This is a genomic window from Desulfotalea psychrophila LSv54 (genome assembly GCF_000025945.1).
Classification (GTDB): domain Bacteria; phylum Desulfobacterota; class Desulfobulbia; order Desulfobulbales; family Desulfocapsaceae; genus Desulfotalea; species Desulfotalea psychrophila.
In genome coordinates, this window is the sequence record NC_006138.1 from 1329218 (window position 1) to 1352675 (window position 23458).

20 protein-coding genes are annotated in these 23458 nt (G+C 44.9%); 14 read left to right on the plus strand and 6 right to left on the minus strand.

All coding sequences use genetic code 11. The features are described 5' to 3' along the window. Positions 1 to 119: 119 nt before the first annotated feature. Both DP_RS06010 and DP_RS16675 read right to left on the minus strand, forming a co-directional pair. The gene (locus tag DP_RS06010; RefSeq protein ID WP_011188431.1) at positions 120 to 893 is read right to left on the minus strand and encodes a DUF169 domain-containing protein; all 774 of its coding nucleotides are present in this window, start codon (positions 891 to 893) and stop codon (positions 120 to 122) included. A 325-nt stretch (positions 894 to 1218) separates the two neighbouring features. Next, positions 1219 to 1938, minus strand: a complete 720-nt coding sequence (locus DP_RS16675) for an HAD family hydrolase (RefSeq protein WP_011188432.1) — start codon at positions 1936 to 1938, stop codon at positions 1219 to 1221. Between the two features lie 726 nt (positions 1939 to 2664). On the opposite strand from DP_RS16675, the gene DP_RS06020 reads away from it, so the two are divergent. Both DP_RS06020 and DP_RS17375 read left to right on the plus strand, forming a co-directional pair. Further along, a complete protein-coding gene (locus DP_RS06020; protein WP_011188433.1) occupies positions 2665 to 2928 on the plus strand; it encodes a hypothetical protein in 264 nt (87 codons plus the stop codon). 163 nt (positions 2929 to 3091) lie between these two features. After that, the gene (locus tag DP_RS17375; RefSeq protein ID WP_011188434.1) at positions 3092 to 3463 is read left to right on the plus strand and encodes a DUF2784 domain-containing protein; all 372 of its coding nucleotides are present in this window, start codon (positions 3092 to 3094) and stop codon (positions 3461 to 3463) included. Between the two features lie 1250 nt (positions 3464 to 4713). Here DP_RS17375 and DP_RS06030 read toward each other — a convergent pair. Together DP_RS06030 and DP_RS19140 are read right to left on the minus strand one after the other, a co-directional pair. Continuing rightward, positions 4714 to 4983: a hypothetical protein gene (locus DP_RS06030; protein ID WP_011188436.1), complete on the minus strand. Its 270-nt coding sequence runs from the start codon at positions 4981 to 4983 to the stop codon at positions 4714 to 4716. Positions 4984 to 5504: 521 nt separating this feature from the next. Next, entirely contained in the window at positions 5505 to 5633 is a 129-nt protein-coding gene (locus tag DP_RS19140; protein ID WP_083818938.1) for an IS1/IS1595 family N-terminal zinc-binding domain-containing protein, read from the minus strand. 150 nt (positions 5634 to 5783) lie between these two features. Here DP_RS19140 and DP_RS06035 point away from each other — a divergent pair, with 150 nt between their 5' ends. Then, positions 5784 to 6293, plus strand: coding sequence for a hypothetical protein (locus DP_RS06035; protein WP_156792215.1), 510 nt, complete (start codon positions 5784 to 5786; stop codon positions 6291 to 6293). A gap of 283 nt (positions 6294 to 6576) precedes the next feature. Here the strand turns inward: DP_RS06035 and DP_RS06040 are convergent, their stop codons facing one another. Further along, on the minus strand, positions 6577 to 6927 hold the full coding sequence (locus DP_RS06040; protein ID WP_041277692.1) for a hypothetical protein: 351 nt from the start codon (positions 6925 to 6927) through the stop codon (positions 6577 to 6579). Between the two features lie 532 nt (positions 6928 to 7459). Here DP_RS06040 and DP_RS06045 point away from each other — a divergent pair. From DP_RS06045 to DP_RS06065, 5 genes are read left to right on the plus strand one after another with little or no spacing between them, the layout of a single operon-like run. Continuing rightward, complete coding sequence (locus DP_RS06045) at positions 7460 to 8593, plus strand: Glu/Leu/Phe/Val family dehydrogenase (protein ID WP_173362830.1); 1134 nt, start codon at positions 7460 to 7462, stop codon at positions 8591 to 8593. Positions 8594 to 8620: 27 nt separating this feature from the next. Further along, positions 8621 to 9523: a 2-oxoacid:acceptor oxidoreductase family protein gene (locus DP_RS16680; protein ID WP_049785015.1), complete on the plus strand. Its 903-nt coding sequence runs from the start codon at positions 8621 to 8623 to the stop codon at positions 9521 to 9523. Next, positions 9520 to 10749 carry a pyruvate synthase gene (locus tag DP_RS06055; RefSeq protein WP_011188441.1) on the plus strand — a complete coding sequence of 410 codons (1230 nt, stop codon included), beginning with the start codon at positions 9520 to 9522 and terminating at the stop codon, positions 10747 to 10749. Before DP_RS16680 ends, DP_RS06055 begins: the two co-directional genes overlap by 4 nt. A gap of 24 nt (positions 10750 to 10773) precedes the next feature. Next, a complete protein-coding gene (locus tag DP_RS06060; RefSeq protein ID WP_011188442.1) occupies positions 10774 to 11700 on the plus strand; it encodes a thiamine pyrophosphate-dependent enzyme in 927 nt (308 codons plus the stop codon). 35 nt (positions 11701 to 11735) lie between these two features. Next, positions 11736 to 13430, plus strand: a complete 1695-nt coding sequence (locus DP_RS06065) for a fatty acid CoA ligase family protein (protein ID WP_198408700.1) — start codon at positions 11736 to 11738, stop codon at positions 13428 to 13430. Between the two features lie 49 nt (positions 13431 to 13479). Here DP_RS06065 and DP_RS06070 read toward each other — a convergent pair whose 3' ends face one another. Then, entirely contained in the window at positions 13480 to 14163 is a 684-nt protein-coding gene (locus DP_RS06070) for a PilZ domain-containing protein (RefSeq protein WP_011188444.1), read from the minus strand. A gap of 847 nt (positions 14164 to 15010) precedes the next feature. Here DP_RS06070 and DP_RS06075 point away from each other — a divergent pair. From DP_RS06075 to DP_RS06100, 6 genes are all read left to right on the plus strand, one after another. Then, on the plus strand, positions 15011 to 16597 hold the full coding sequence (locus tag DP_RS06075) for an ABC transporter substrate-binding protein (protein WP_011188446.1): 1587 nt from the start codon (positions 15011 to 15013) through the stop codon (positions 16595 to 16597). Between the two features lie 151 nt (positions 16598 to 16748). Continuing rightward, positions 16749 to 17702 (plus strand): ABC transporter permease, encoded by a 954-nt coding sequence (locus tag DP_RS06080; protein WP_041277693.1) that lies wholly within the window; start codon positions 16749 to 16751, stop codon positions 17700 to 17702. A 1-nt stretch (position 17703) separates the two neighbouring features. Continuing rightward, a complete protein-coding gene (locus DP_RS06085; RefSeq protein ID WP_011188448.1) occupies positions 17704 to 18564 on the plus strand; it encodes an ABC transporter permease in 861 nt (286 codons plus the stop codon). Between the two features lie 9 nt (positions 18565 to 18573). Further along, entirely contained in the window at positions 18574 to 20226 is a 1653-nt protein-coding gene (locus DP_RS06090) for an ABC transporter ATP-binding protein (RefSeq protein ID WP_011188449.1), read from the plus strand. A gap of 484 nt (positions 20227 to 20710) precedes the next feature. Continuing rightward, entirely contained in the window at positions 20711 to 21931 is a 1221-nt protein-coding gene (locus DP_RS06095) for a hypothetical protein (RefSeq protein WP_011188450.1), read from the plus strand. Positions 21932 to 21991: 60 nt separating this feature from the next. Further along, the gene (locus DP_RS06100) at positions 21992 to 23452 is read left to right on the plus strand and encodes a DUF4384 domain-containing protein (RefSeq protein ID WP_162096630.1); all 1461 of its coding nucleotides are present in this window, start codon (positions 21992 to 21994) and stop codon (positions 23450 to 23452) included. Positions 23453 to 23458 lie beyond the last annotated feature (6 nt).

The following is a 23458-nucleotide window of genomic DNA, read 5'->3' on the forward strand; positions in this document are numbered from 1 at the left end:
ATTGATATAGTAATAAAAAGAGGATGCACCCTATGGGGTAAGTATAAAATAGTCAAATAGTGATATCCTATTACAACGCTCCGCATTATCAGCTACTTGTGTTTACGGAAATAATAAAGCTATTTACGCAAAAAATAAGTGGTGTCCTGTGGCTTTTCATAATCAAGACCTTGCTTTTGAAAACGCTCCTCTATCATATTTTTTCGTAGCTCAGGTTCAACTGAGCCTACGGTTTTTGCTATGCCCTCTAGAAGTTTTTCAACTTTAGCAAATGGAACTCCTATGCCAAGTTCATGATCATCCCATTTACATGCATAGCGCGTATTTGCACACAATGGAGAGAGGTGAAGAGAATCAGTCAACCATGGTTTTGCTACGCACTCAGAACATATTCCACGGTTGCCCGTTAACAGGAACTGATGTGCTCCTCCGAAGAAATATGCCCATCCTTGAACAATTCGCATGGCTTGATAAGCGTCTACTATAAGTAAAAGAATAGAGGGATTGAATGTGGTTTCGGATAAAGGAGAAGTGCTTAAACCCAAGCAAGGGGTAGGGAACTTTGACATTGATGCCTGGGCTTTCTGGGCAATATCTATATTCGAATAAAGTCCCATAGATACAAGCGCTTGGCTGGCATCTGTAGCCGAAACAGACGATCTAAAGCCAAAAACGTCTGCAGCCCCGAAACATTTTACGCCTTCTTTGTCTGTTTTACGTGATCGACCAGTTGTTGCCAATCGTACCATGGCACAAAACGAGAGTGGCGTCGTGACCTTCATTTGTGGCCAGGCATCAAACTGGTTCTGGTCCTGTGTTAGGCTAACTGCAACTGGCCTTCTTGATAACCCAAGTAAACAGGTTAGTTCATCTTCTATTTTTTTAAAATCCATACCGACTCTCTATTTTTTATGGATTAACTGTTGGTTTTTTCTTAAATAAATTTGCTTTGAGCTGATGAATTTTTTTAGTCTATTCATGGGCGTTAAATGCTTCAACGCTTTTGCGGAGGGCTGATCATAAACAAGCTGGGCGTGATGTCAACACTTTGAAATGATAGTAGAGTGTGCAGTTGGGATTGCGAGAAGGCTACAGTAAAAGTCCCTTGTCGGTTTTGTGCTAACATCAGCTCTGTTGGGGATAAGGGAAGTGCAGGACCATTCGGTGCTTGGTTGTTGTCGCCTGAAGCGGTCGTTTTGAGCGATCTTTTGCAAGATGTCAGGCGATACTCCGGTTAATCTCTTCGATCAACCCTTCAATCTCGCTGAGATTGCTGATGACTTGCCCGGCCTCACCGCCGCCCCCGCGATTGAGCCATACGGCGTGGCAACCGGCGCTCTTTGCCCCGTTCACGTCGTCCCAGAGTTGGTCACCGATATGGAGGATTGCCTCAGGGCTAAGATGCAATTGGCGACTCGCCTCGCGGAAAATCTCTGGATCCGGTTTCTCAATGCCTATTTCGGCGGAAGAGACTATAGCACCCAGTTGATGAAAAATCCCAAGTTCCTGGCAGAAACAGGCCAGGCCTCTTGGCCAGTTGGAGATCACCCCGAGCAGTAGGTCTCGGCTACTCAGTCTATCCAGTACTTCAATTACTTCTGGATAGAGCTGAAAATAGCCAGGACTGAAGATATCGCGAATGGCCTCTGTATGTCTGCTCAGCTGGTTGAATCCGTCTGTAGAGACATCTGTCCTCGTGAACAAACGGCGGGTAAATTCCTGCCAAAATAGTACCTTGTCGTACTCTGACAGGTTGGGCGCGTAGGCATCAGCGTAGTACTCAAAGATGTCATAGATGACATCATGTTGCCATGGTGCTGCCTGTAGTCCCTGCCCCATCAGATAGTGCATGTACGCTTTGCCTCTACTTATGTCGTTTCGGCAATGGATCAGCGTTTCATAGAAATCAAAAGTTACTCCTTCGATCTGTTTCATCATGCTCCTCTGTGCCTTTTTTTGCCATTATTCCACCTCAGGGTATAATTGATAGAGGCCAGAGCTGGCTTTCTCCTATTGTCTATTACACCCGAAAATCTCTCATTGTTTTAAACACTTATTACGTACTCTTTCCATTTTTATAGTTTCTTATGTTGGCCAAGCAAGAATGATGCGAACAGCGAGTCGGTGGATGCTTGAGATTTCACCACTGGCAGCCGAGAACACGAAGTTTTCGTATGAGATAAAAAGAGTTGCTTTGTAGGGGCTGTTGCAGTTTTTTTTCTCTCCACCACTCCGCTTCACTGCTGTCCTTTTTTTCGTTTTTCTCGCTACTCCTCTCACTTTTAATTTTTTAGGCAGTGGCAGTTTACCAAAAAATCTCTGTGCCCTCTGTGGTTAACTTTTTTCGCTTTTAACTGACAGCTGATAGCTGTACTTCTCTCGCCATTCCGCTCCGCTTCACTGCTACAGCTATGCCGAACCGACGAGGCACGAGTAAAACTGAAACGACTTCACCGAAACTTTAAGAGTTATGCTGTACTAGGCTGCTGTCTATAATGTGATTGATGGATTGCTGAAAAAGTGTTGCTAAAGTAATGGTTTGACGTGTTTTTCATGGCTAAGCCTTGTTTTAGGCCTATTGTTTCGCTAGAATTAAGGTGTGACTCTTTTATAGAATTGTCTCTCAAATAGTGAAAAAAACCAACCCCAAAAAAATACCATAAAATGGTAATTCAAAACGGTGATAATGACATGACCAAACACTTTGAGGTGAAGTTTCACGAGCACTATGTAACAAGTCTGGCTGATATCTGTATCAATATGAGTAGTGGTTCCGTTCACTCTATGGCTACAGAATGTACGGAAAAAGAATTTAACCAATACATTAACGGCCTTATCAGTGATCTTGAGCGAATTCGACAAGAAGGAAACGAGAAATTTCTGGCAGCAAAAAACGCATCCAGAGGAAGGGGGTCAAGTCTTACCTGAAATGGGGCCATACCATGCGCCCGCCAGTTTTAAATGCAATGGGCTCAGCAGCTACACTCTTTCGGACTCGTTAACTGGTTGATTCGTTATACAGAACTGATAAACTGCTTGGATTTATAGGCTTATTTATTTGAAAAAGTGCTGACGGTGGATGTACATTTGAATGAACACGTTCCTTGATTATTTTTTTATCATATTTCATGGTGGCCTGGTTATATTTAACCTGACAGGTTGGGCGTGGAGAAGGACACGACGCATACATTTGCTGACTATTGGCCTGACTGTCTTGTCCTGGTTCGGGATAGGAATATTTTACGGATGGGGCTATTGCCCCTGTACGGACTGGCATTGGCAGGTTAAGCATGAACTCGGAGCAACTCACCTACCGAATTCATATGTCAAATACTATGTAGACAGGCTGACAGGATTGAGCTGGGACTCTTTGCTAGTGGATGCGGTAGTCTTGACTCTGGGCGTTTTGGCATTTGTTCTGTCATCTTGGCTCAATATCCGGGATCATCGTTCTCAACGATAGGCGGCACGATGATTCATTGTTGCAGTAGATCGCAGGCTTTCCTATAGGCAGCAAATTCGGCTTTGAGGGGCAGTCGTTTTTGCCTCCAGTTTTTGGGCCCGCGCCTGATTCAGTCTATCCCACCCCCTACATTGATCAGTTTCTTCGGCCATTCCTCAATAAGCAGAGGGGCAGGCCTTCGAATCGCCTCGGATCACCAGTTAGGGCACTTACGGTTTCGACTGTAAGCGCCTTTTTTTGTTCTGGGGTAGGGGGCACCAGGGTACAATGCTATAAGAGCCAATCAATATTGTCTCTATGAAATTCTTGACCTGCTATCTGTTGGGAGAGCTCTTTTCTTCGGTCTTTAGTCAAATGGGCACATTTAGTGAAAAATTTTTCTCTACAGGTTGTGCTTACAAAATAACAACCGCAAGTAGGGCATTCAATTTTATACTGAATTTTATCGGTCGCACGAGGAGTAGTGATCTTCGCAGTTTTTAAACAAATAGAACATTTAAAAGGATTATCCATTTTTTCCCTCCTTTTTTCAAAACTCGTCATACGACCTGACGAGCATTGGCAGTGTCTGCCCAAATGCCTTAAATTGCTCCTCTCATCACAGGAATTACCCTGTCGCATCAGCTTAACTGCTTAATTATAGGTTATAAGGAAGAAATAGTGTAGGACGGAAATGATGGTCGTTGGTGCACTCCTTTGCAAGGAATGGCTGTAGGTGTTTAGGATGGCAGGAGCATATGGGAGATATCCAGTTTTGGATAATAATTTGTTGTCTTTTTCCAGGTGCTGGATTCTCGACGATTGATTGGTCTTTTTTTTAATAAATTTGGTTTGAGCTGCTGAAACTCTTTTAGCTTATAGATGGGCGTTAAATACCCCAATGCTTTTTGTGGAGGGCGATTGTAAATAAGATGGTCGTGTTTCAACTTATTGAAATGATGTCATAATGTGCTTTTCGGATTGCGAGATGGCTACTGTAAAAGTTTCTTGTCAGTTTTGTGGTAAGGTCAGCTCTGGTAAAGGAGCAACGGGTATCGGCGATTTCGCTGCTTGGACTGCCGCAAAATCTTTCAGTTAGATTGATCTTCCTTCCGTGTTGAGCCCATACTATAGTGCGAGGAGAGGCTGATTCTGTTCCCCTATGCTGGGGCTGATCCTCAATTCCTTACAGGCACTTATTGACGCCACCCCCCGGGGCACCCCCTGGATAGGGAGAAAATCTTAGGGGAAGGATATTTCAGAGCCAACTGCTAAACCATTTTCCTGCAGGAATATCTTCTGCTTCTCTGTTGTCTCGAGGCGCTCAGCAGTGCCCTGCTGAATTTTTGGATGAGCTGAACAACTGTTCCCTGCCATTCACTACCCTTCGCCTGTCTCTTAATATGCACATCGATTTGCAAGTTCTTTTCACTAAGTTTCAGACCTGCTATGTCATCAACCCTTGGTACCTCCGACATATCCAGTAAGTCATGAAATTCCTGGATCAAAAAAGGATTTGTTAAAAATCTATTTTCAAACATTCTTTTCTCTCTTTTGTCAGTAACGAATAAATTATTATCGAGAAACTGGATATCTGCCCATAAGGCTGATTGTTGCCTGCTCCAGATTGCATTCCATCCTTACGATCAGTTGAAGCGTTCACTGCGGTTATTATCAAGAAAGTCATATAAAATCAAGGAGTTTTGGTTTGGTGAAAAGAGAAAAAAGCAGCTAACCACAGAGATCATAGAGGACACAGAGGGGATTAATTAAAGAGCAGCAGCGAGCGACAACGAGTAGCGAAATTAAGCTGACAGCTATCAGCTATTAGCTAACAGCTTGATTTCACCCCATTGGCACGAAGCTGAGCAGTGGGAAGTTGGCGGCAATAGAGTTTGAGCTGTTTGAGTTAGTCTTTTCCTATCTCAAAGAGCGGACAGCTGATCCGATCATTTCGGCGGTCTCGGCTTCCGTTAGGGAGTTATCTGAGGTTTGCGGTAGGTCAGATTAACAGGGGCAGCGCCTGGCCTTTTTCCTCCAGATATGCATTCATAAAGGCCTTTTATTCCTCCCTGTATGTAGCCCATGACTCTTTCTGGAAAGTTTGTCGACAATCCGGGCAGCGAAACCTTTGATGTCCACTACTTTCCTTACCGTGCCGTAAAGCCGACACTACCTTTGCTGTATCCATGTCATAACCTAAAAAGCACCCTATCCCCTCGCCTTAAAGTGCTGGAGCGACTGCCCTGCAGCTTTACTTTCAGGCTAACAAATTATAATATAACATATGATGGCTTCGGCTGAAAAGAGACCAAGATTTGCTTAGATGGAGGTAATGCCAATGAGAAGACTCACTTTAATAGGTGCAACAATTTTTACTCTGGTAATGTGCATCTCTTTACCTGCTTTTGCCGATTCTCCCAATAAGGAGATACGTGAAGCTCAAAACAGATACGGGGGGCAGGAACGACAAGATCGCAAAGATTATAGGAAGATGGAACGGCAAGAACAAAAACATTATAAGGACATGAAGCGGGAGGGACGCAAGCATCGTAAGGAGATGAGGAGGGATTCCCGTAGGGGCCCGGATTACGGCAGATATCGTGGCTATAAAAAACGCCCCTACGACAAACATCGTTCTTACAAGCACCGCAATTATAGAGGACATCGGTATGATTACCGTGGCCATTGGAGATCCTGGGATGAGTGGGATAGATATGCGAGAAAGAATCCACAGCTCTACAAAAATGGCAGATACTACGGCAGGTACTACCGTGAAGATTCCCATTTAATGTTCAGACTCTGTGAGCCTGGCACAGGCAGCTGCATCTTTTTCTCAATAGGAAGGTGATCAGCAGTAGGTGGGGAGGCGCAGCTTTAGGTGAATGTCGAACAGGCTCAGTCGCTTGATGTGCACCGTCCCTGCACTTTCGTTGAGCCGTGCCCTTCCTCCGTGTCCCGTCTATGCTATCTCGCATAGTGCGAGAAGAGGAGGATTAGGCTCCGCCCCCCCCTCCTCTGCTGGGACTGATCCTCGATTCTTTACGGGCCAATATGGTGGTCATCCCCCAGTCCCCCCAAGTCAAAAAGATTTTAAAGCGGAATTAGAGGGGGGGAGGGCCCTCGTCTCTTCTCTAGCTTGGCACCTTTGCTCTACCCCTGGATAGGGAGAAAATCTTATATTCAGGAAAAGATATTTCAGCACCAACGGCTAAACCATTTTCTTGTAAAAATATTTCCTCCTCCTTTGTTGTCTCAAGACCTTCTGCAGGGGTTCCTTGCTGAATTTCCGGATGAGATGAGACAACTGTTCCTAGCCACTCGCTACTCTTTGCCTGTCTTTTAATATGAACATCGATCTGTAAGTTGTTGTCATTAACTCTTAGGCTTGCTATGTCATCAACCCTTGGCATCTCTGACATATCTTGTAAGTCATGAAATTCCTGGATCAAAAAAGGGCTTGTTAAAAATCTATTTTTAAACATTCTTCTCTCTCCTTTGTTAGTAACGAATAAAATATTATCGAGAAACTGGATGTCCGTCAATAAGGTGATGGGTGGATTGTTACCTGTCCAGAAAGTAGTTCTCCCTCACGATCAAATGAAGCTTCCATAGCGGTTATTATCAATAAAACGATATAAAATCAAGGAGTCTTGACCTGAGCACAGCGAGTTTTCAAACTCTCGGCAAGCGTGAGGTGCAGAGGGTAGGGCGTCGTGGTGGCCGGGCTCTTTTCCTTCGTTTCTTTTGAGCAAAAAAAATGAATAATCAACTTTCCTTTTCTGCCAACCAAATTATTTCCAGTATTATCCCATGGATCCTGAAAAATTACCTGTCTTGGCGTGGATAGCCTGCTTCAGCCATTAGACAAAGCCAGATTCAGCGCATACACTGAATCTATCCACAGAGGTATGTGGGACTGAGAGTATTATGTCAGTAGAGGTGTGGGCTGGCATGAGGTGGTGAGCTTAAGCAGTGAAGTTCTGAAAACAGAGAACATATGCAGAGGAAATGAGGATGAAAGATATTTTCGAATTTGCCGATGAACTGGGACCTTTAAAGGTAATACATGTTTATGAACCCTCAGTAAATCTCAGGGCAGTGCTGGTTGTGGACAATATTGCCAGAGGGCCCTCGCTTGGCGGGGTACGTATGGCTACTGATGTCAGTGTTGAGGAGTGCGTGCGTCTGGCCCGGGCCATGACCTATAAAAATTCAGCGGCCGGTCTGCCCCATGGTGGCGGTAAGGCTGTGCTCTATGGTGATCCCAAAATGGCGAAGGTCGAAAAGGAGAAAATGATTCGTGCCCTGGCCAAGGTATTACGTAATGAGGATAGCTATATTTTTGCCCCTGATATGGGAACAGATGAGGAGTGTATGGCTTGGGTGCAAGATGAAATCGGCCGTGTGGTTGGATTGCCTCGGGAGATCGGAGGCATCCCCTTAGATGAAATTGGTGCCACTGGTTTTGGGCTGAGTCATGCAGTGGATGTTGCCCTGAACTATTGTGACTTTCAGTTAGAGGGGGCAAGGGTGGTTGTGCAGGGCTTTGGCGCAGTTGGTAAACATGCCGCCCGATATCTGAGTCAAAGAGGTGCTGTCTTGGTGGCTGTGGCCGATTCCCGCGGTGCCATTTATAATCCGGATGGTTTGGATGTTCAGCAATTAATTGCCCTTAAAGCCGCGGGGGGATTTGTTGGTGATTATCCCGAGGCAAGAAAAATGACAGGTGATGATCTACTTGATGTGGCCTGTGATATCTGGATACCTGCCGCCCGCCCCGATGTTATTCATGAGGCTAACGTTCACCGTCTCAATACCAGACTGGTGGTGGAGGGTGCCAATATTCCCCTTACCCATGGGGCAGAAAGGATCCTTCATGAGAGGGGCATCCTTTGTCTGCCCGACTTTATTGCCAATGCCGGCGGGGTGATCTGTGCCGCCATGGAATATCAGGGTGCCAGTCAGGTTGCGGCCCTGGCCATGATTGAGGAAAAACTGCGCGCTAATACCGAACAGGTGCTGGCGATGGTTAAGGATAGAGATATGTTGCCACGTGAAGCAGCCATGGAGATGGCTCTGGGGCGGCTGAAAAAGGCGATGAGCTATCGGCGTTTTTCTCTGTTCTCGTCTGGTCCTAAATTCATTTAGTTGTTTTTGCAGCGGGAGGGAGTTGTCATGTACCGTATACGTTTTCATGGTCGTGGTGGTCAGGGGATGAAAACTGCCAGCCGTATTTTGGGCACTGCCTTTTTTCTGGAGGGCTATGAGGTTCAGGATGCCCCCCGCTATGGAGCTGAACGTCGTGGTGCCCCGATCTTTGCCTATGTGCGGGCCGATAATCAGCCAATAAATGAGCGTGGAATTATTAGCCAACCGGATCTGGTTATTGTCGCCGATGATAGTCTGGTAGGTCTGCCTGCCGCCGCTGTCCTGGCGGGGGTGGATGAACATACCCTTCTCTTGATCAGCAGTGCTGAAAGTGGAGAGATGTGGCAGGACCGGCTGAATTTTGCCGGGGAGATATTTACCATGCCGGCAGAAGCTCAGTTCGTCGGTGCTGCCTGTACCGGGGCCGCCGCCTGTCTGCTGGGCGATATATCGCCTGTGGCATTGGAGAAGGCAATTAGAGAAGAGCTGGCAGATTTGGGCGATGCAGTTATCGAGGAGAATATTGTCCCGGCCCTTACAGCCTATAAGAGGATGCAGCCCTATAGGGGACGGGTTCAGACAGGGATCGCAATCAATGCCAACGATTACAGCAAACCGGGGTGGATAGATCTACCCTTTGAAGATGCCCGTATTTCGGCCCCGGACATACACGCCTCGGCAAATAGTGTAGAGGTAAGAACCGGTCTGTGGCGTACCCTGCGGCCGGTGATTGATTATCAGCGCTGTAAGGGGTGTTGGTGGATCTGTAGTACCTTTTGCCCGGATGGTGCCATTCCTGTCCGGGGAAAGATCCCGGAAATTGATTATGACCACTGCAAGGGCTGTATGATATGTGTGGCCCAATGTCCCACTCACGCCATTGAGGCTGTTTCGGAACGGCTGGCTCAAGAGCAGGAGGTCTTATCATGAAACGTAGCTTGTTGACCGGAAATGTTGCTGCGGCCTGGGGGGCACGATTGGCTCTGGCTGATTATATCCCCGCCTTTCCCATCACTCCGCAAACCGAAATTATCGAGACAATTGCAGCCTGGATTGACCGGGGCGAAATGGATGCCCGGATGACCAGCATGGACTCTGAACACTCCATGATAACTGCAGCAGCAGCAGCAGCTACCACCGGTGTTCGAACCTTTAGCGCCACCTCAAGTCAGGGTTTACTCTACGGCATGGAGATGCTCTATGCTGTCAGTGGCTGGCGGGCTCCCTTTGTCCTGATGAATGTTTCTCGTGGTTTGGCCTCACCGGTTACCCTGGAGCCGGATCATAACGATATCATGGCTGCCCGGGACTGCGGCTTTTTGCAGATTCATTGTTCATCCTGTCAAGAGGTGCTGGACAGTACCCTGATGGCCTTTCGTCTGGGTGAAGATCAGCGTATTCGTCTGCCGGTGATAGTCAATCTGGACGGTTTTTATCTCTCTTTTACCCGTGAACCGGTGGCTATTCCGGATGCTGAGGAGGTTAGGCGATTTGTTGGTGACTATGATCCCCAGAACATCCGTTTCCGGGCCGGTTCGCCGATCAGTCAGGCCGTAGCTGTATTGGGCGGTGCCCCCTACTCCTATTTTCGTTATGAAACACATCTGGCGGCAGAGAATGGTATTGCCGTTTATGAGGAAATTTCTGCCGAATTCGCCGAAGCCTTTGGCCGTCACCATCCGGCTATTGAATCTTATCACTGTGATGATGCCGATATCGTCCTCGTTATGCTCGGATCCTTTGCCACCAAGGCTAAGGTGGCAGTAGATGAAATGCGCCGAGCCGGCCAGAGGGTTGGCCTCTTACGGCCCCGCCTCTTCCGACCCTTTCCGACGGAGGGGTTTCGCAGCCTGCTGGCAGGTAAATTCGGGGTTGCGGTGATCGATCAGAATATCTCCATGGGCATGGGTGGTGTCCTTCACTCTGAGCTGGCCAGTGCACTCTATGGCCAGCCTGGCGCCCCGCCCCAACTGCTCAGCTTTATCGGTGGCTTGGGCGGACGAGACATCAGTCAGCAAGAATTTTTTGAGATAGTTCGTGTCACCCATAAGGCCGTAGCAGAAAAACGGACCCCGCCGCCTCGCCTTCTCTATACTGAAGAGGAGTTGCGTGAAGTAAGAAAGTTGCAGGCAGTGGCCAGAGTCGAACAGGGATAACCGAAAAACAGCGGAGAGACGAAGATGACTGAGCAGACAGTAAGCATTTATCGCAGTATGAAAGATCTGCCGACCGCCCATCTACTGGGAGCCGGTACCCCGACCTGTGCCGGTTGTGGCGGTCTTGGCGCTCTTAATCAGCTTTATAATATCATTGGTGAGAAATCGGTATTCGTTAATGCCGCCGGTTGCATGACCCTCTTGTCGGTCTATCCTTTTACTCCCTTTCGTGGCTCTTGGCTCTATACTGCCATGGCCTCGGCACCGGCTGGCGCTCAGGGAGTTCGTGATGCCCTGGATATTCTGCAAGAGAAGCAGCGTATTAAGGAGGGTGAAGATATGCAGGTGGTTGTTCTGACAGGAGATGGCTCGGCCTATGGCATGGGCTTGTCGGCAACTTCCGCTGCCATGGAGAGAGATCTTGATTTTCTCTATATCTGTTATGATAACGAAGGTTATGGTAACACCGGTCATCAGTTTTCCGCAGCCACTCCCCATGGGGCCAAAACAGCCACCAGCACCGGGCCCTGTGGCTATCCCGGTTTAAAAAAAGATCTCTTTGCCATCTGGGCTGCGCACAGGCCAGCCTATGTTGCCACCCTGATAGGTGCTGAACCATTGGATTTGGCTCGTAAGATTGAAAGGGCGATGAGCATGAAGGGACCACGTCTGCTTATCGCCTTGGCTCCCTGTCCGACTGGTTGGGGTTTTGAGCCAAAAGAGGCGATAAATATAGGCAAGTTGGCGGTGCAAACCGGTATCTGGCCACTGAAGGAGTATGTGGATGGTCAGGTTGTTCATACCAAGATCCCTGGAGAACGCAAGGGGGTTGAAGAGTATTTGAAGTTACAGGGCCGTTACAGGCATCTGTTTGAGCCGGAGAGAAATGACGAGCTGATTGGCGAAATTCAGAAGAGGGTTGATCGCTACTGGAACTCTGTGGAAAAATAAGAGTAGAGTCTCATCTCAAACATATGGTGCTGAAAATGAAAAGTTACTATCATTGCGGCGGCATGGAGCCCCTACGGGGAGGGACCATTGCCGAACATTTTGCAGATGTTGTCAGGCGTTTTCCTGAACAGGAGGCTATTGTCTCCCTGCCTCAAGAAAAACGCTTAAGCTATAGAGAGCTGGCCGATGCAGTTGATGAACTGGCAAAGGGCCTTTTAGGCATTGGCTTTACTAAGGGCGATCGTATAGGGCTGTGGTCAACCAATAATATTGAATGGTTACTGGTGCAGATGGCCATAGCCCATATTGGTGCTGTTCTGGTAAATATTAACCCTGCTTATCGTCTTCAGGAATTGGCCTATGCCCTCAAGCTCTCCGAGGTACAGGGTATCTTTACCATCCCTGCCTTTCGCAGTAGCGATTATGTCGCCATCTTGGTGGAACTGCTTCCTGAATTAAAGCTGACCCAGAGAGAAGAGCTGGCTAATGCCGATCTACCGTTTTTGCGTAGGGTCATTGTCTATGATCCTGCCGATCCTGGGCAGAGCCAACGGCCGTATGCCGGTTTCACCACCTGGCCTGAGGTTATAGGCGCCGGTAAGGGTATTACTATGGAAAGGCTGAATGAGATTAGCGGAGCATTGGATAGAGATGATCCGATCAATATTCAGTATACCTCCGGTACCACCGGTTTTCCCAAGGCTGTAGCCCTGACCCATCACAACATCCTTAATAACGCCTGGTTTTCAGCGCAGGCCCTCCATCTTACTGAAGCGGACAGGCTCTGTGTGCCGGTACCCTTCTATCACTGTTTTGGCACGGTATTGGCGAATCTCTTATGTCTGTCCGTGGGCGCCTGCATTGTTATACCGGCGGAACACTTCGATGCCCTGGCTACCCTCAAGGCCATTGAAGAAGAAAGCTGTACAGCAATACATGGGGTTCCCACCATGTTTATCGCCGAACTGGAACATCCAGACTTTAAAAACTTCGATATGTCCACTCTGCGTACCGGCATCATGGCCGGAGCACCCTGTTTACCCCAATTGATGAAACGGGTCATGGAGGATATGCACTGCCCTGAAATACTTATTGGTTATGGGGAAACCGAGGCCTCGCCAATCACCCATTTGACCACCCGTGCTGATAGCATGGAGCTACGCACTGAAACCGTGGGTAAAAATCTGCCCCATCAGGAGGTGAAAATTGTCCATCTGGCTACCGGCGCTACCGTGCCCTTGGGCGAAATAGGTGAAATCTGTTTTCGCGGTTATCATATTATGCAGGGATATTATGGTCAGGCGGATAAGACGGCCGAGGTCATTGATAAAAATGGCTGGTTATACTCCGGTGATCTGGGCACCATGGATGCTCATGGTTATGTGCGTATCACCGGACGATGTAAGGAGATGATTATTCGTGGCGGCGAAAATATTTATCCAAAGGAGATCGAAGACTTTTTGTTTAGTCATCCCGGCGTCATCCAGGTGGCAGTGTTTGGGGTGCCGGATGAATATTATGGTGAAGAGATCATGGCCTGGATTCAATTACGGCCAGATGAAATTTGTAGCGAAGAGGAGATTCGCAACTATTGCCGGGATAAGATCTCCCATTTTAAGATCCCAAAATATATCCGCTTTGTGGATGAGTTTCCGATGACGGTGACCGGCAAGTTGCAGAAATTTCGTATGCGGGAAATGGCCATTGTCAGGATGGGATTAAAGGCCTAAGGGACAGGCCTCAGCATTGTAGGTAGGTTGAGAGAGTTCAGAGGGGCTTTTAGAGCTCATGTTCAGTTTGGCGCAACAGGCAGCTCAATAATCGTTCTTTATCCTCAAAGGGATGAAACTCTGCGGAGAATTCGTCCTCGTTTGCTCTGACAACCCGGGCCTTAATGGTAAACTCATGTAGGTCACTCTCTTGGTCGTTGAATGTCATCATTACTGTTATTTCTGAATCCTGAGGCGGGCAGATGGAGGCTGAATCGATGGCGCAACCGCCTGTCGAAAGATTGAGAAAGCGGCCAGTCCCCCTTGTCTCGTCTATGATATATTTGGCAGAGGGAAGTTCGGAATAGTGGAAACGGAGATCTTCTCGTTTCAGCACTGCCTCAACTATTTTCTCTGCCTCTTCCAGGCTGTCGGTATAGTGGGGTTTATAGCCGCATATCCTTGCGGTCAGATTTATTACCTGTTTGTACAGCAGGCTTTTGTCACCAACCACTCGAACAACCTCCCCCACCCCATTGTTTATTAAATAGTTCATCAGCTTTCTATAGGTTGGAATTCCGTTCAGCTGGATGAGGTTAGATTCCGAATAATCGGCAATTACGTGGAAGCCGGGTTGCAGATCGGCAACACAGAAACGAACTTCGGTGTAGAGTTTGTCTAATATCCTTTTAGACATTTTTTTGGAAACCTTGAAGTATAATCTGTTCTTGGCAACACTGACCTTCACCTTCATGGCTTCTCCACTTTGTAAAGTTTTCTGGGCAGGAGCCTTTGCTCCCGTAGTGATGGTTGACGCTTTGGCTCCGTGCTAATTTGGCCGCTAGCAGGCCTCATTGTCTTCTAATCGTTTGTGCTGACGGTGGTCTGTCAGAGGTAATTCCTCTTAACTGCAAAGTCCGTTGCCAGGGCGTGACCAACTGACCGTCTCCTTCCTCGTTAAAGGCGGCTGACTCAGCCACTGCTAAAAACATTAACCATTACAAGTAGTAGTAAAAAAAAGCTATCAAATCAAGGGTATTTGGCTTTTGTGAGCAGAAATCCGCAGATTTGTCCGTCGGAAGCCAGGGTAATGGCCTCTACTGAAGATTGAGTGGGAAACAGACCACAGGTATGTTCTGAGGGAGGGTAGGGAAAGGTCTGTGTGGGTGTGGCATTCTCCCCTTGTCCTGAACTTGTTATGATGGTATACCCCTCTAGGTTTCAGGTAGTTGTGCAGGTTGATTAGGGAATATCTTTTTTGTCTCAGCAAGAAAGCAAGCACAATATCTTGAACCAGAATCCATTCCATCAACGTCTTATAGAAACGATTGAGAACGTCCTGTTCCATTTGTTTTGTTAGATATCAGTTTCTGAACGTTATGTGTTAGCCAGCAAGCGAAAAGAAATCTTAGTCCAGCACTTGAAGTCAAAGCTCAAAAGCTCCAATAAACAAAGGTATAAAGATTGACTTGAAGCGTATGCTTTAAGTCGGGCGGGATAAGCTGATAGTTTTCCAACTATCAGGGTTGTCTTCATTTCATCATTTAGCCTAACAAAATTTTGGATCATGTTGCTGGGCAAGAGTTAATAGTCCAGAGCATATGTCGATAGTTTTTTGGATCTTCATATTTGCTCAAAGCCAGCTAGGGAGTTTTATTTTAAATAAATTAGGAAAGGATAATTATCGGATGATTTTGAAGAAAATAATTTATAAAAGCTTATTTATCAATTGCTTATTTGCCACTTGCTTATTTGTTTCATTTGCGGATGCAGCAACACTTCGAACACCGCATCAATTGGAATGGAGGGGGCAGGAGTCTCTTGATCCAATTTCATCGACACGTTTTTATTACCCTGTACAAATGTTATATAACCGCCTGGTCAGACAAGATAAAATAGGTGCACCATCACCTGAATTAGCAACTAAATGGACATCCAATGAAACAGCAACTGAATGGGTGTTTGATTTACGTGAAAATGTAAAATTTCATAATGGTAAAGAACTTACTTCAGCCGATGTTGTGGCAACAATAAATAGAATTCTTGATACAAAACGAGATGCCCCTGTTAGAGCGGTACTTTCAATAATAAAAGAAGTAACTGCATTAAATAATTATAAAGTTAAATTTACTCTCAATAAAGCGCATTCTGATTTTCCTATTTTATTAATGGATTATCGAGTGAAAATATTACCTGTAAATGTTGATCAAGATAAGTCTCTGCTTGGTATAGGAACAGGGCCATTTAAACTCGAAAATCTTAATGTTGAAGGAACAACAAACCTTATAGCTAACAATGAATACTGGGAAGGAAAGCCAAAACTTGATGGTATTGATTTAATCGCTATTGCTGATGATTCAGCTAGAGTCCAGGCGCTTTTAGCCCGACAAATAGACTGGATTGGTTGGTCTGGAGTGACATCTCAACAACTGCCTCTCTTTCAATATAACAGCATGTTTAAGGTTGATTCTATTTCAACCGGTGACTGGCGTGGCATTATATTTAAAAATGATGTGGCACCATTTACCGATCCAAAAGTACGCAAAGCACTGCGCATTGTGGCTGACCGAGCAGAAATGGCCAGACTTGTACTTGGAGAAGATGGGGGGGCAACTACCTGTGATACTCCGGTATGGAAAGGCGATCAATATAGAATGAATTTAGAGTGTGAACAAGATATTGATGGTGCTAAAAAGTTATTAGCAGAGGCCGGTTTTCCTGATGGACTTGATATTGATCTATACACCAGTAACACTGATACCTATTTCCGACCTTTAGTTGAAGTATATCAACGACAAGCTGCAAAAGCCAATATTCGTATCCATATAAAGATGACACCTTCTGATAGTTATTGGAATGACGTTTGGATGAAAAAATCAGCATTTACAACTGTTTGGGGTCAGCGTTCAGCCGATCAGGTGCTCAATGAAGTTTATCGCAGCACTGCTCAATGGAATGAATCCTCTTGGGGGAGCACCGATTATGATCAGTTATTAGATGAAGCTCGTTTAACTTTAGATTTTAATTCCCGTAAAAAACTTTATATCGCTGCTCAAAAAATGTTGTGGGAAGAGGGTGGAAGTTTAATCCCATTCCACCTACGCAATCATAGAGTAATGATGAAAAATGTAACTATTCCTGCTGTGGAAGATTTTTCGATTCGATGGAATCTTGTCACTAAAGAATAATTTTTTAAAAGTAAAAATACAGCTATAAAAACTGTTTGGTTTAAACGAAATAAAAGTAGAAGTAAAATTCTATTTTTATTTCGTTTTTTAATTAGAAATTTCAACATATATATCATATGTGTTTATGCCCTTTGATATAATGAGGACTTTCATGTTTACCATGATTTACAAACGCCTTTTCACTGCGATATTTTCCCTTTTTATTGTTGGGGTGCTGGTCTTTTTTGTTACAGAATCGTTACCTGGCGACTTTTGTACTAGTTATTTAGGACAAAATGCAACTGGAAGTCGATTAGAACAATGTCGTATCGATAATAATTTAAATGCCCCTTTAGTCGAACGGTTTTCACTTTGGTCTGAAAATGTTGTCAGTGGCAATTTGGGAACATCCTTGAAACGGCAAAGACCGGTTAGCGACGTACTTGTTCCTCGATTAGAAAACACCTTAATCCTTGGTGGAATAGCTGCCTTGATAGGGATCCCCATAGCCATTTTTCTTGGATGCATCGCAGGACTTAGAGCAAATAAAAAATCAGATCATTTTATATCAATAGCTTCTCTTTTCACCATGACGGTTCCTGAATTTGTAACCGCCACCCTCTTAACGCTTATATTTAGTATCTGGCTACCATGGTTTCCAGCTGTTACTTTGATCGGAGAGAATGCGTCCTTGTCTGAATTGCTGCCTAACGTAGTTTTACCTGTGGTTGCCCTTTCTATGGCAATGATTGCTCACATATTACGCATGGTTCGCTCATGTATGATTACTGTGATGAATTCAAGCTATATTAAAATGGCCCGCTTAAAAGGTATCCCTTATTGGTATATTGTTTTTCACCATGCTCTTCCCAATGCCCTGCTGCCAGCTATCAACATTATTGCTCTCACTATTGCTTGGTTGCTTGGTGGTGTTGTTATTATTGAACAGGTGTTCAACTATCCAGGCATCGGTAGTCTTATGATTTCAGCAATTTACGATAGAGACCTCCCTGTCGTTCAAGGTGTCGCCATCGTTTTAGCGATTATTTATATTTTGGTTAACCTCTGTGCAGATCTTCTAACCTGTATTCTTAATCCCAAACTTCGCACGCAGCAAGGATATTAAAATGGGTAAGATTAAATTGGTAATGGAGTACTTTAAGCAGTTTAGCTCAATTTTATCAGCAAAAGTTGGTTTAATCTTATTTTTTTCTCATATTTTATTAGCTTGCTTTGCTACCTATATCATTCCCTATGACTATGGACAAACCGATAGCTTTAATATACTTAAAGGTCCAAATATGGCGCATTGGTTAGGCACCGACCAATTAGGGAGAGATATATTAAGTCGAACAATTATGGGGGGGAGAGTTGCCCTATTTATTACGTTTTTTGGCAGCTCTATTGCCATATTCTGGGGGAGCTGCTTAGGGGTTTTTATCGGATTTGTAGGCGGACGTTTTGATGAGATAGTGATGCGTTTTATCGATGCTTTATTATCAATTCCTTGGATCTTGTTTTTGCTTCTGATTATCAGTGTTTTAGGACAGAGTGATATAACATTGATCCTGACATTAGGGTTTTTCTATGGCATTGCTGTAATAAGAGTTGTCAGGGGAGCTACGCTTGATGTTATTACCCATGACTATATTTTAGCCGCACGTCTACGTGGAGATCGAACAAGCGCCATCATTAGATATGAGATCCTGCCTAATATTATGAATGTAATCTTAGTTGATGGAGCCATGCGCTGGTCATGGATGTTACTTATCTTTAGCTCTTTATCTTTCTTAGGCTTTGGTGTTAATCCTCCGACGCCTGATTGGGGGCTCATGATTGCGGATACTCGAGGTTTTATGTCCGTCGCGCCTTGGGCAACTCTTGCGCCGTTAATCGCTTTAAGCTCACTTATTTTTTCAATTAATATTATTTCAGACGCCTTATCAAAAGTGGCTGGTATAACTCATGATAACAGCTCACCGGTATAGGGAAAAGAGATGAATTGTATAATCGAAGTTTCAAATTTAAATTTGGGATACAAAAATAAATCAGGTGATTTCTGTCACATTCTCAATAATGTTAATCTTCAAGTTAAGGCAAAAGATATTGTAGCTCTTGTGGGTGAATCAGGCTCAGGGAAAAGCACCCTAGCCCTTGCTCTAATGGGATATACAAACGATGATTGTATGGTTAAATCTGGAATCATCAATTTTTTCAATAAAGATATCTTGCAACTATCAGCATTAGAGTTAGCAGAAATACGAGGCAGTCAAATAGCATTAATACCTCAAAATGCAGGGCAGGCTTTAACTCCAACAGTGAAAGTGGGTCGACAAATACAAGAAGTATTACAGTTTCATAGCGATATTGATAAAGAAAATTATAAATTCAAAGTTATTGAGCTATTAAACGATGTTAAACTGCCAAATGCTGAGCAAATTTTTTATCGCTATCCGCATCAACTTTCAGGAGGCCAGCAGCAAAGAGTTGCAATAGCAATGGCTCTAGCGGTCAAACCTAAACTGCTGGTTTTAGATGAACCAACTACTGGTCTTGATGCCACAACTCAAGTTCATATTCTAGATTTATTAAAAGCATTAATACATAAACATAAAGTTTCTATGGTTTTTGTAAGTCATGATTTTGGCGCAGTTTCTCGACTTTGTAATAAGGTGTGTGTTATGCATAAAGGTGAAATAGTAGAACAAGGCGATATAAGGAAAGTTTTACTGCAACCTGAACATCTTGACACTCCATCATTCCTAAAGTCAGTCCCTGTTATTGGCAAGAGCCAAGAAACAAGCTCTTTAATAATAGAAGGAAATAGGCAAGAGAAAGAAGTAAGCATCTCGTTAAAGCAACTAAAGATATCCTATTACCGTAAAACTTTATGGCAATCAATAACAAGAGAACCAGAGCCTGAAGCCACAGTAGATAATATAAACCTAATGTTAAATAAAGGTGAAACGCTTGCTCTGGTTGGTGAGTCTGGCAGTGGAAAATCAACAATTCTTAAAGCCATTGCTGGATTAAATAAAGTCAAAGGTGGAGAGATAATATTCAATGGTAAGCCATTAGATATACTTGAAAAAAGAACTAAAGAACAAAAAAAGCAAATCCAGATGATATTCCAAAATCCGGATGCATCGTTGAATCCAAAGCAAACGATTTTGCAGATTTTATCTAAACCATTACAACTCTACTTTGATATGAGTAGCGCTCAATGCTATGAGAGAGCAAAAGATTTATTAGAACAGGTACATCTAAATCCGGATTATCTGTATAGAAATCCAGGTATGCTTTCTGGTGGCGAAAAACAACGGGTTGCAATAGCAAGAGCCTTTGCCTCGAAGCCAGAGTTATTGCTTTGTGATGAGATAACCTCGGCCTTAGATGTAACCGTACAAAATACAGTATTAAAATTGCTCAAAGAGCTACAAATAAAATTTAATACCAGTTGTATCTTTATCGCTCATGATTTAGCCATTGTGGAATCAATAGCAGATCAAATTGCCATACTTCACAAAGGTCGAATCTGTGAAGTAGGACCAACAAAGTCAGTCTTTGCCAACCCTCGTAACTCATACACAAAAATTTTATTAGACTCAGTTTTAAAACCAGAATTAGAACCTCAACTGAGATACGCATAGAAATTATTTTTTCATCGGTATATGAGCCTGCCCTGTAACTGGGTAGGCTCTTGTTAGCAAAAGTCTTGAGATTCTTACGATTGGTTGGCTGATGGCCGAATCTGGAGCTCAAATCAAGTTTCTGCGCCGCATCGAGCTTTCGGGCGATGCGGCGGCGAGCGAGTGAGCTTGTTGTTGTTCCAATCTACCCTGCCCTGTAACAATCTGCTTCTTTTTCACTCCTTAATAAGCAGGCATTAACTCCCACCGACTTATAGGCTGGTCTCGTTTTCACCACCACTCCACCGTTCCCGTCTGAGCGCATTCACATCTTTTGACCATTTTCTTGCCACGATAATCGTGGTGATAAATTAAATATTTTTAAAAATTTTATTCCCTTCGATATACATAGTTGAGTTATATTTAAGTTTTTTATGATTGAGTATGGATAACGGATATCGTATGTTAGCATCCTGTAATCTATAATAAATATTGGAGTCAAACTGTGGAGAATCAGAAAATGAAGTCCTGGGGTAAGGGGGAAGGCTTGTTGCTCTGGCTCTGCATAGTCTTGACTGTAGCTCTGTTGAGCTCACCGTCCATAATACATGGCAACACTCTCGATCAGGTTGCGGATAAGCTGGTAAAAAGGTTGGAGAGGCAGGTTGAGCTTGAAGGTCTTAATCTTCAGCTGACGCCGTCCAGTTTTTCAGAACAGGGAAGTGGCAGGCAGCACGCTATTGTAGATAGTTTATACGAGGCCGTCTCCGTTGCCCTGAGTGAGAGAGGCGCCTCCCCTTCACTGCATGAGATAGGGGATGAACCGATACGTCTGGTCGGCAGTTACTTAAAAACAGGCAGGTCGCTTGAGATTCATCTGCGTCTGAGAAAGATGGGCAGGCTTGAGAGCAGTGATATAGCCGTTGCTGATTATACAACTTCCATGGCAGGAATTGATTCCCGGCTCTTGGCTAATTCTCTTGATGTGGTTGCTCTGGAGTTAGTTAGGAAAATTGAAAGGACATATGTGGATATGGACGGGGCAAGGCTGATTGTTGAGCAGCCGTTACCGCTTGTTCCCAGCGAGCCAACTCTGCAGTTTGGTTCTGCACTGAAGGCTGCCCTCGAGCGTGCTCTGCTTAGATCTGAAACCTTTGGCGGGGCCCATTTCGGCTCGACCAGGAATTGTATTAGACTGATCAGTAAATATAATGCGGGAGAGCCTGTGCAGATTGCCGTGACCCTCGAAGGAGAGCAGGAGCTGCCACTTGCCAGCGCTGCCGCCACCCTTGCTCGCGCAGATATCCCGTCTCAATTTTTTGAAATGATTAAGGATCAGGGATCTCGGGTCTGCGTTGCCTATAGGGCAGGATCAAAAAGGGCCGTCTCGTCTCAGTCTCCAACCGTTGAATTCCTTCTCAATCAGCTGGCCGCCTCACTGCACACGGTCAGTATAGAACCGGAAATTTGTGATTCGGGTCAGCGGGGGATTCAGGTGAGCTCTTCACTGAACATAAAGAGGCGGAAGACTGAGGATGGCTATGTCATTTTGTTTGCCGATCTGAATCTTATCATCGAAAATAATGGTAAAAAAATAGGTACAGTACGTTCGAAGGGCCGTCAGTCAGCCGGGCAAATGGATGATGCTACCAGTCTCCTTCTGGAAAAGCTGTTCACCCCGGAGCTTGAGCAAAAGCTGGCCAAATATATACTTGGCATAAGGTAGGATTGAATGATGTACAGAGTGGTCAGGATGGTCTCGGGAATTATATCTACGGAGAGGGATATGGGTATTGTTGCAAATAGAGTTGTTCTTTTTGTCTTATTAAGCGTTGGCCTCTGTCTAAGCGGCTGTGTTACGGAGAAAGGCGGGTTCGGGCGGATCAATGATGGTCATCGTCCAGATACCTCCAGAGAGTCAGGCTTTTCCACCCTTTCTGAACTCACCGATATCTTTAGCCGTGATCTTGCCTCGCAGGTTCAGTCAAAAAAAATTTACCTTGATCGGGCAAAAATCAGAGATGTAAGTACAGGTGATGTTGCTAACTTCTCCTCCTATTTACAGAATGAACTTGAGGCGTCTTTGAGCAGAACATTTGACCTGCAGGTTGTCCCCGATGGAGCAGATTTGCTTCTTGGCGCAACTTTTCAGAGATACGGTGATCATATAAAAATATTTTTTAAATATCACTCCCCGGATTTTTCGGTGAATAAGAGTATTGATTATCATATTGAGCAATCAAGAATACCAAGGGATTCCCTGAAAGAGAATTTACACTCAAAGGCAAAGCAGCTTGCGGCAAATATTATAGCTGACGATCTTGAGTATAAAATTTATGTAAAGCCCTTTGAATCATCAAGGTATGCATGTGTCTCTCCATTTTCCCGTATGTTTTCAACCTTGGTTAAAAGTCAAATAGTTCAGATTCACAGGCAGGTGGAAATCATTGATGATTGTCCTGTGAAGGGGAAATTATCACACTTGAATAGTGCGGGCAAGAGGGGAAGAGGTGGTGCTGATGATCATTTTGCCGATGCCGATTCGGTGCTTGAGGGTGAATATGTTATCAATGGCGATCAGGTTATGGTCACCCTTCTCCTTAAGAGTCTTGATGGGCATGTAATAAACAGTGCTCAGATTGATATTGCATCCTCTATCATCAAAATTCCGCTGGGTGATCCGGCCTCGGAAAAACTGGCGGATCTTGCCGATCGCAAAAGTGAAAGGCAGGAGAGAACGGTTAAACGGGTGAAACTCTCCACGGGTAAGGGTGGGGATTATCCTGTTTATTTTGAGGGTGAAAAAATTGTCTTCTATGGCCAGGTCAAGGAGCCACTCTTTCTCTATATATACGATATTACCAGCAGGGGTGATGTTGCCCTTCTCTATCCATATGGTTTCGGAATCGGGCAGAAAAAGGTGAATCCGGGTCGTTTAGTCTCCATCCCGGACGAGGAGGATGGGGTTGATCTCTATGTCGAGGCACCATTTGGCAAGGATGCTGTCAAGGTTTTCGCAAGTTCAATCGAACTGCCTCTGCCAACCCTCAGTGCTGCGGTGGAGTCGAAGAGTTATGCCCGGGGCGTACGGGCAATCGGTAAAAAGCGAAAAAGGGTTCAGGGAAGATTAGCGTCCAGGACAGAAATTAATCCCAGTGATCTGGTCGACTACTATCGGGGACTGGCCGAGCGGTTTGACATTAAAATTTATGAAGACAGCATTTTGCTGGAAACAAGATCAAGATAGGGGAAG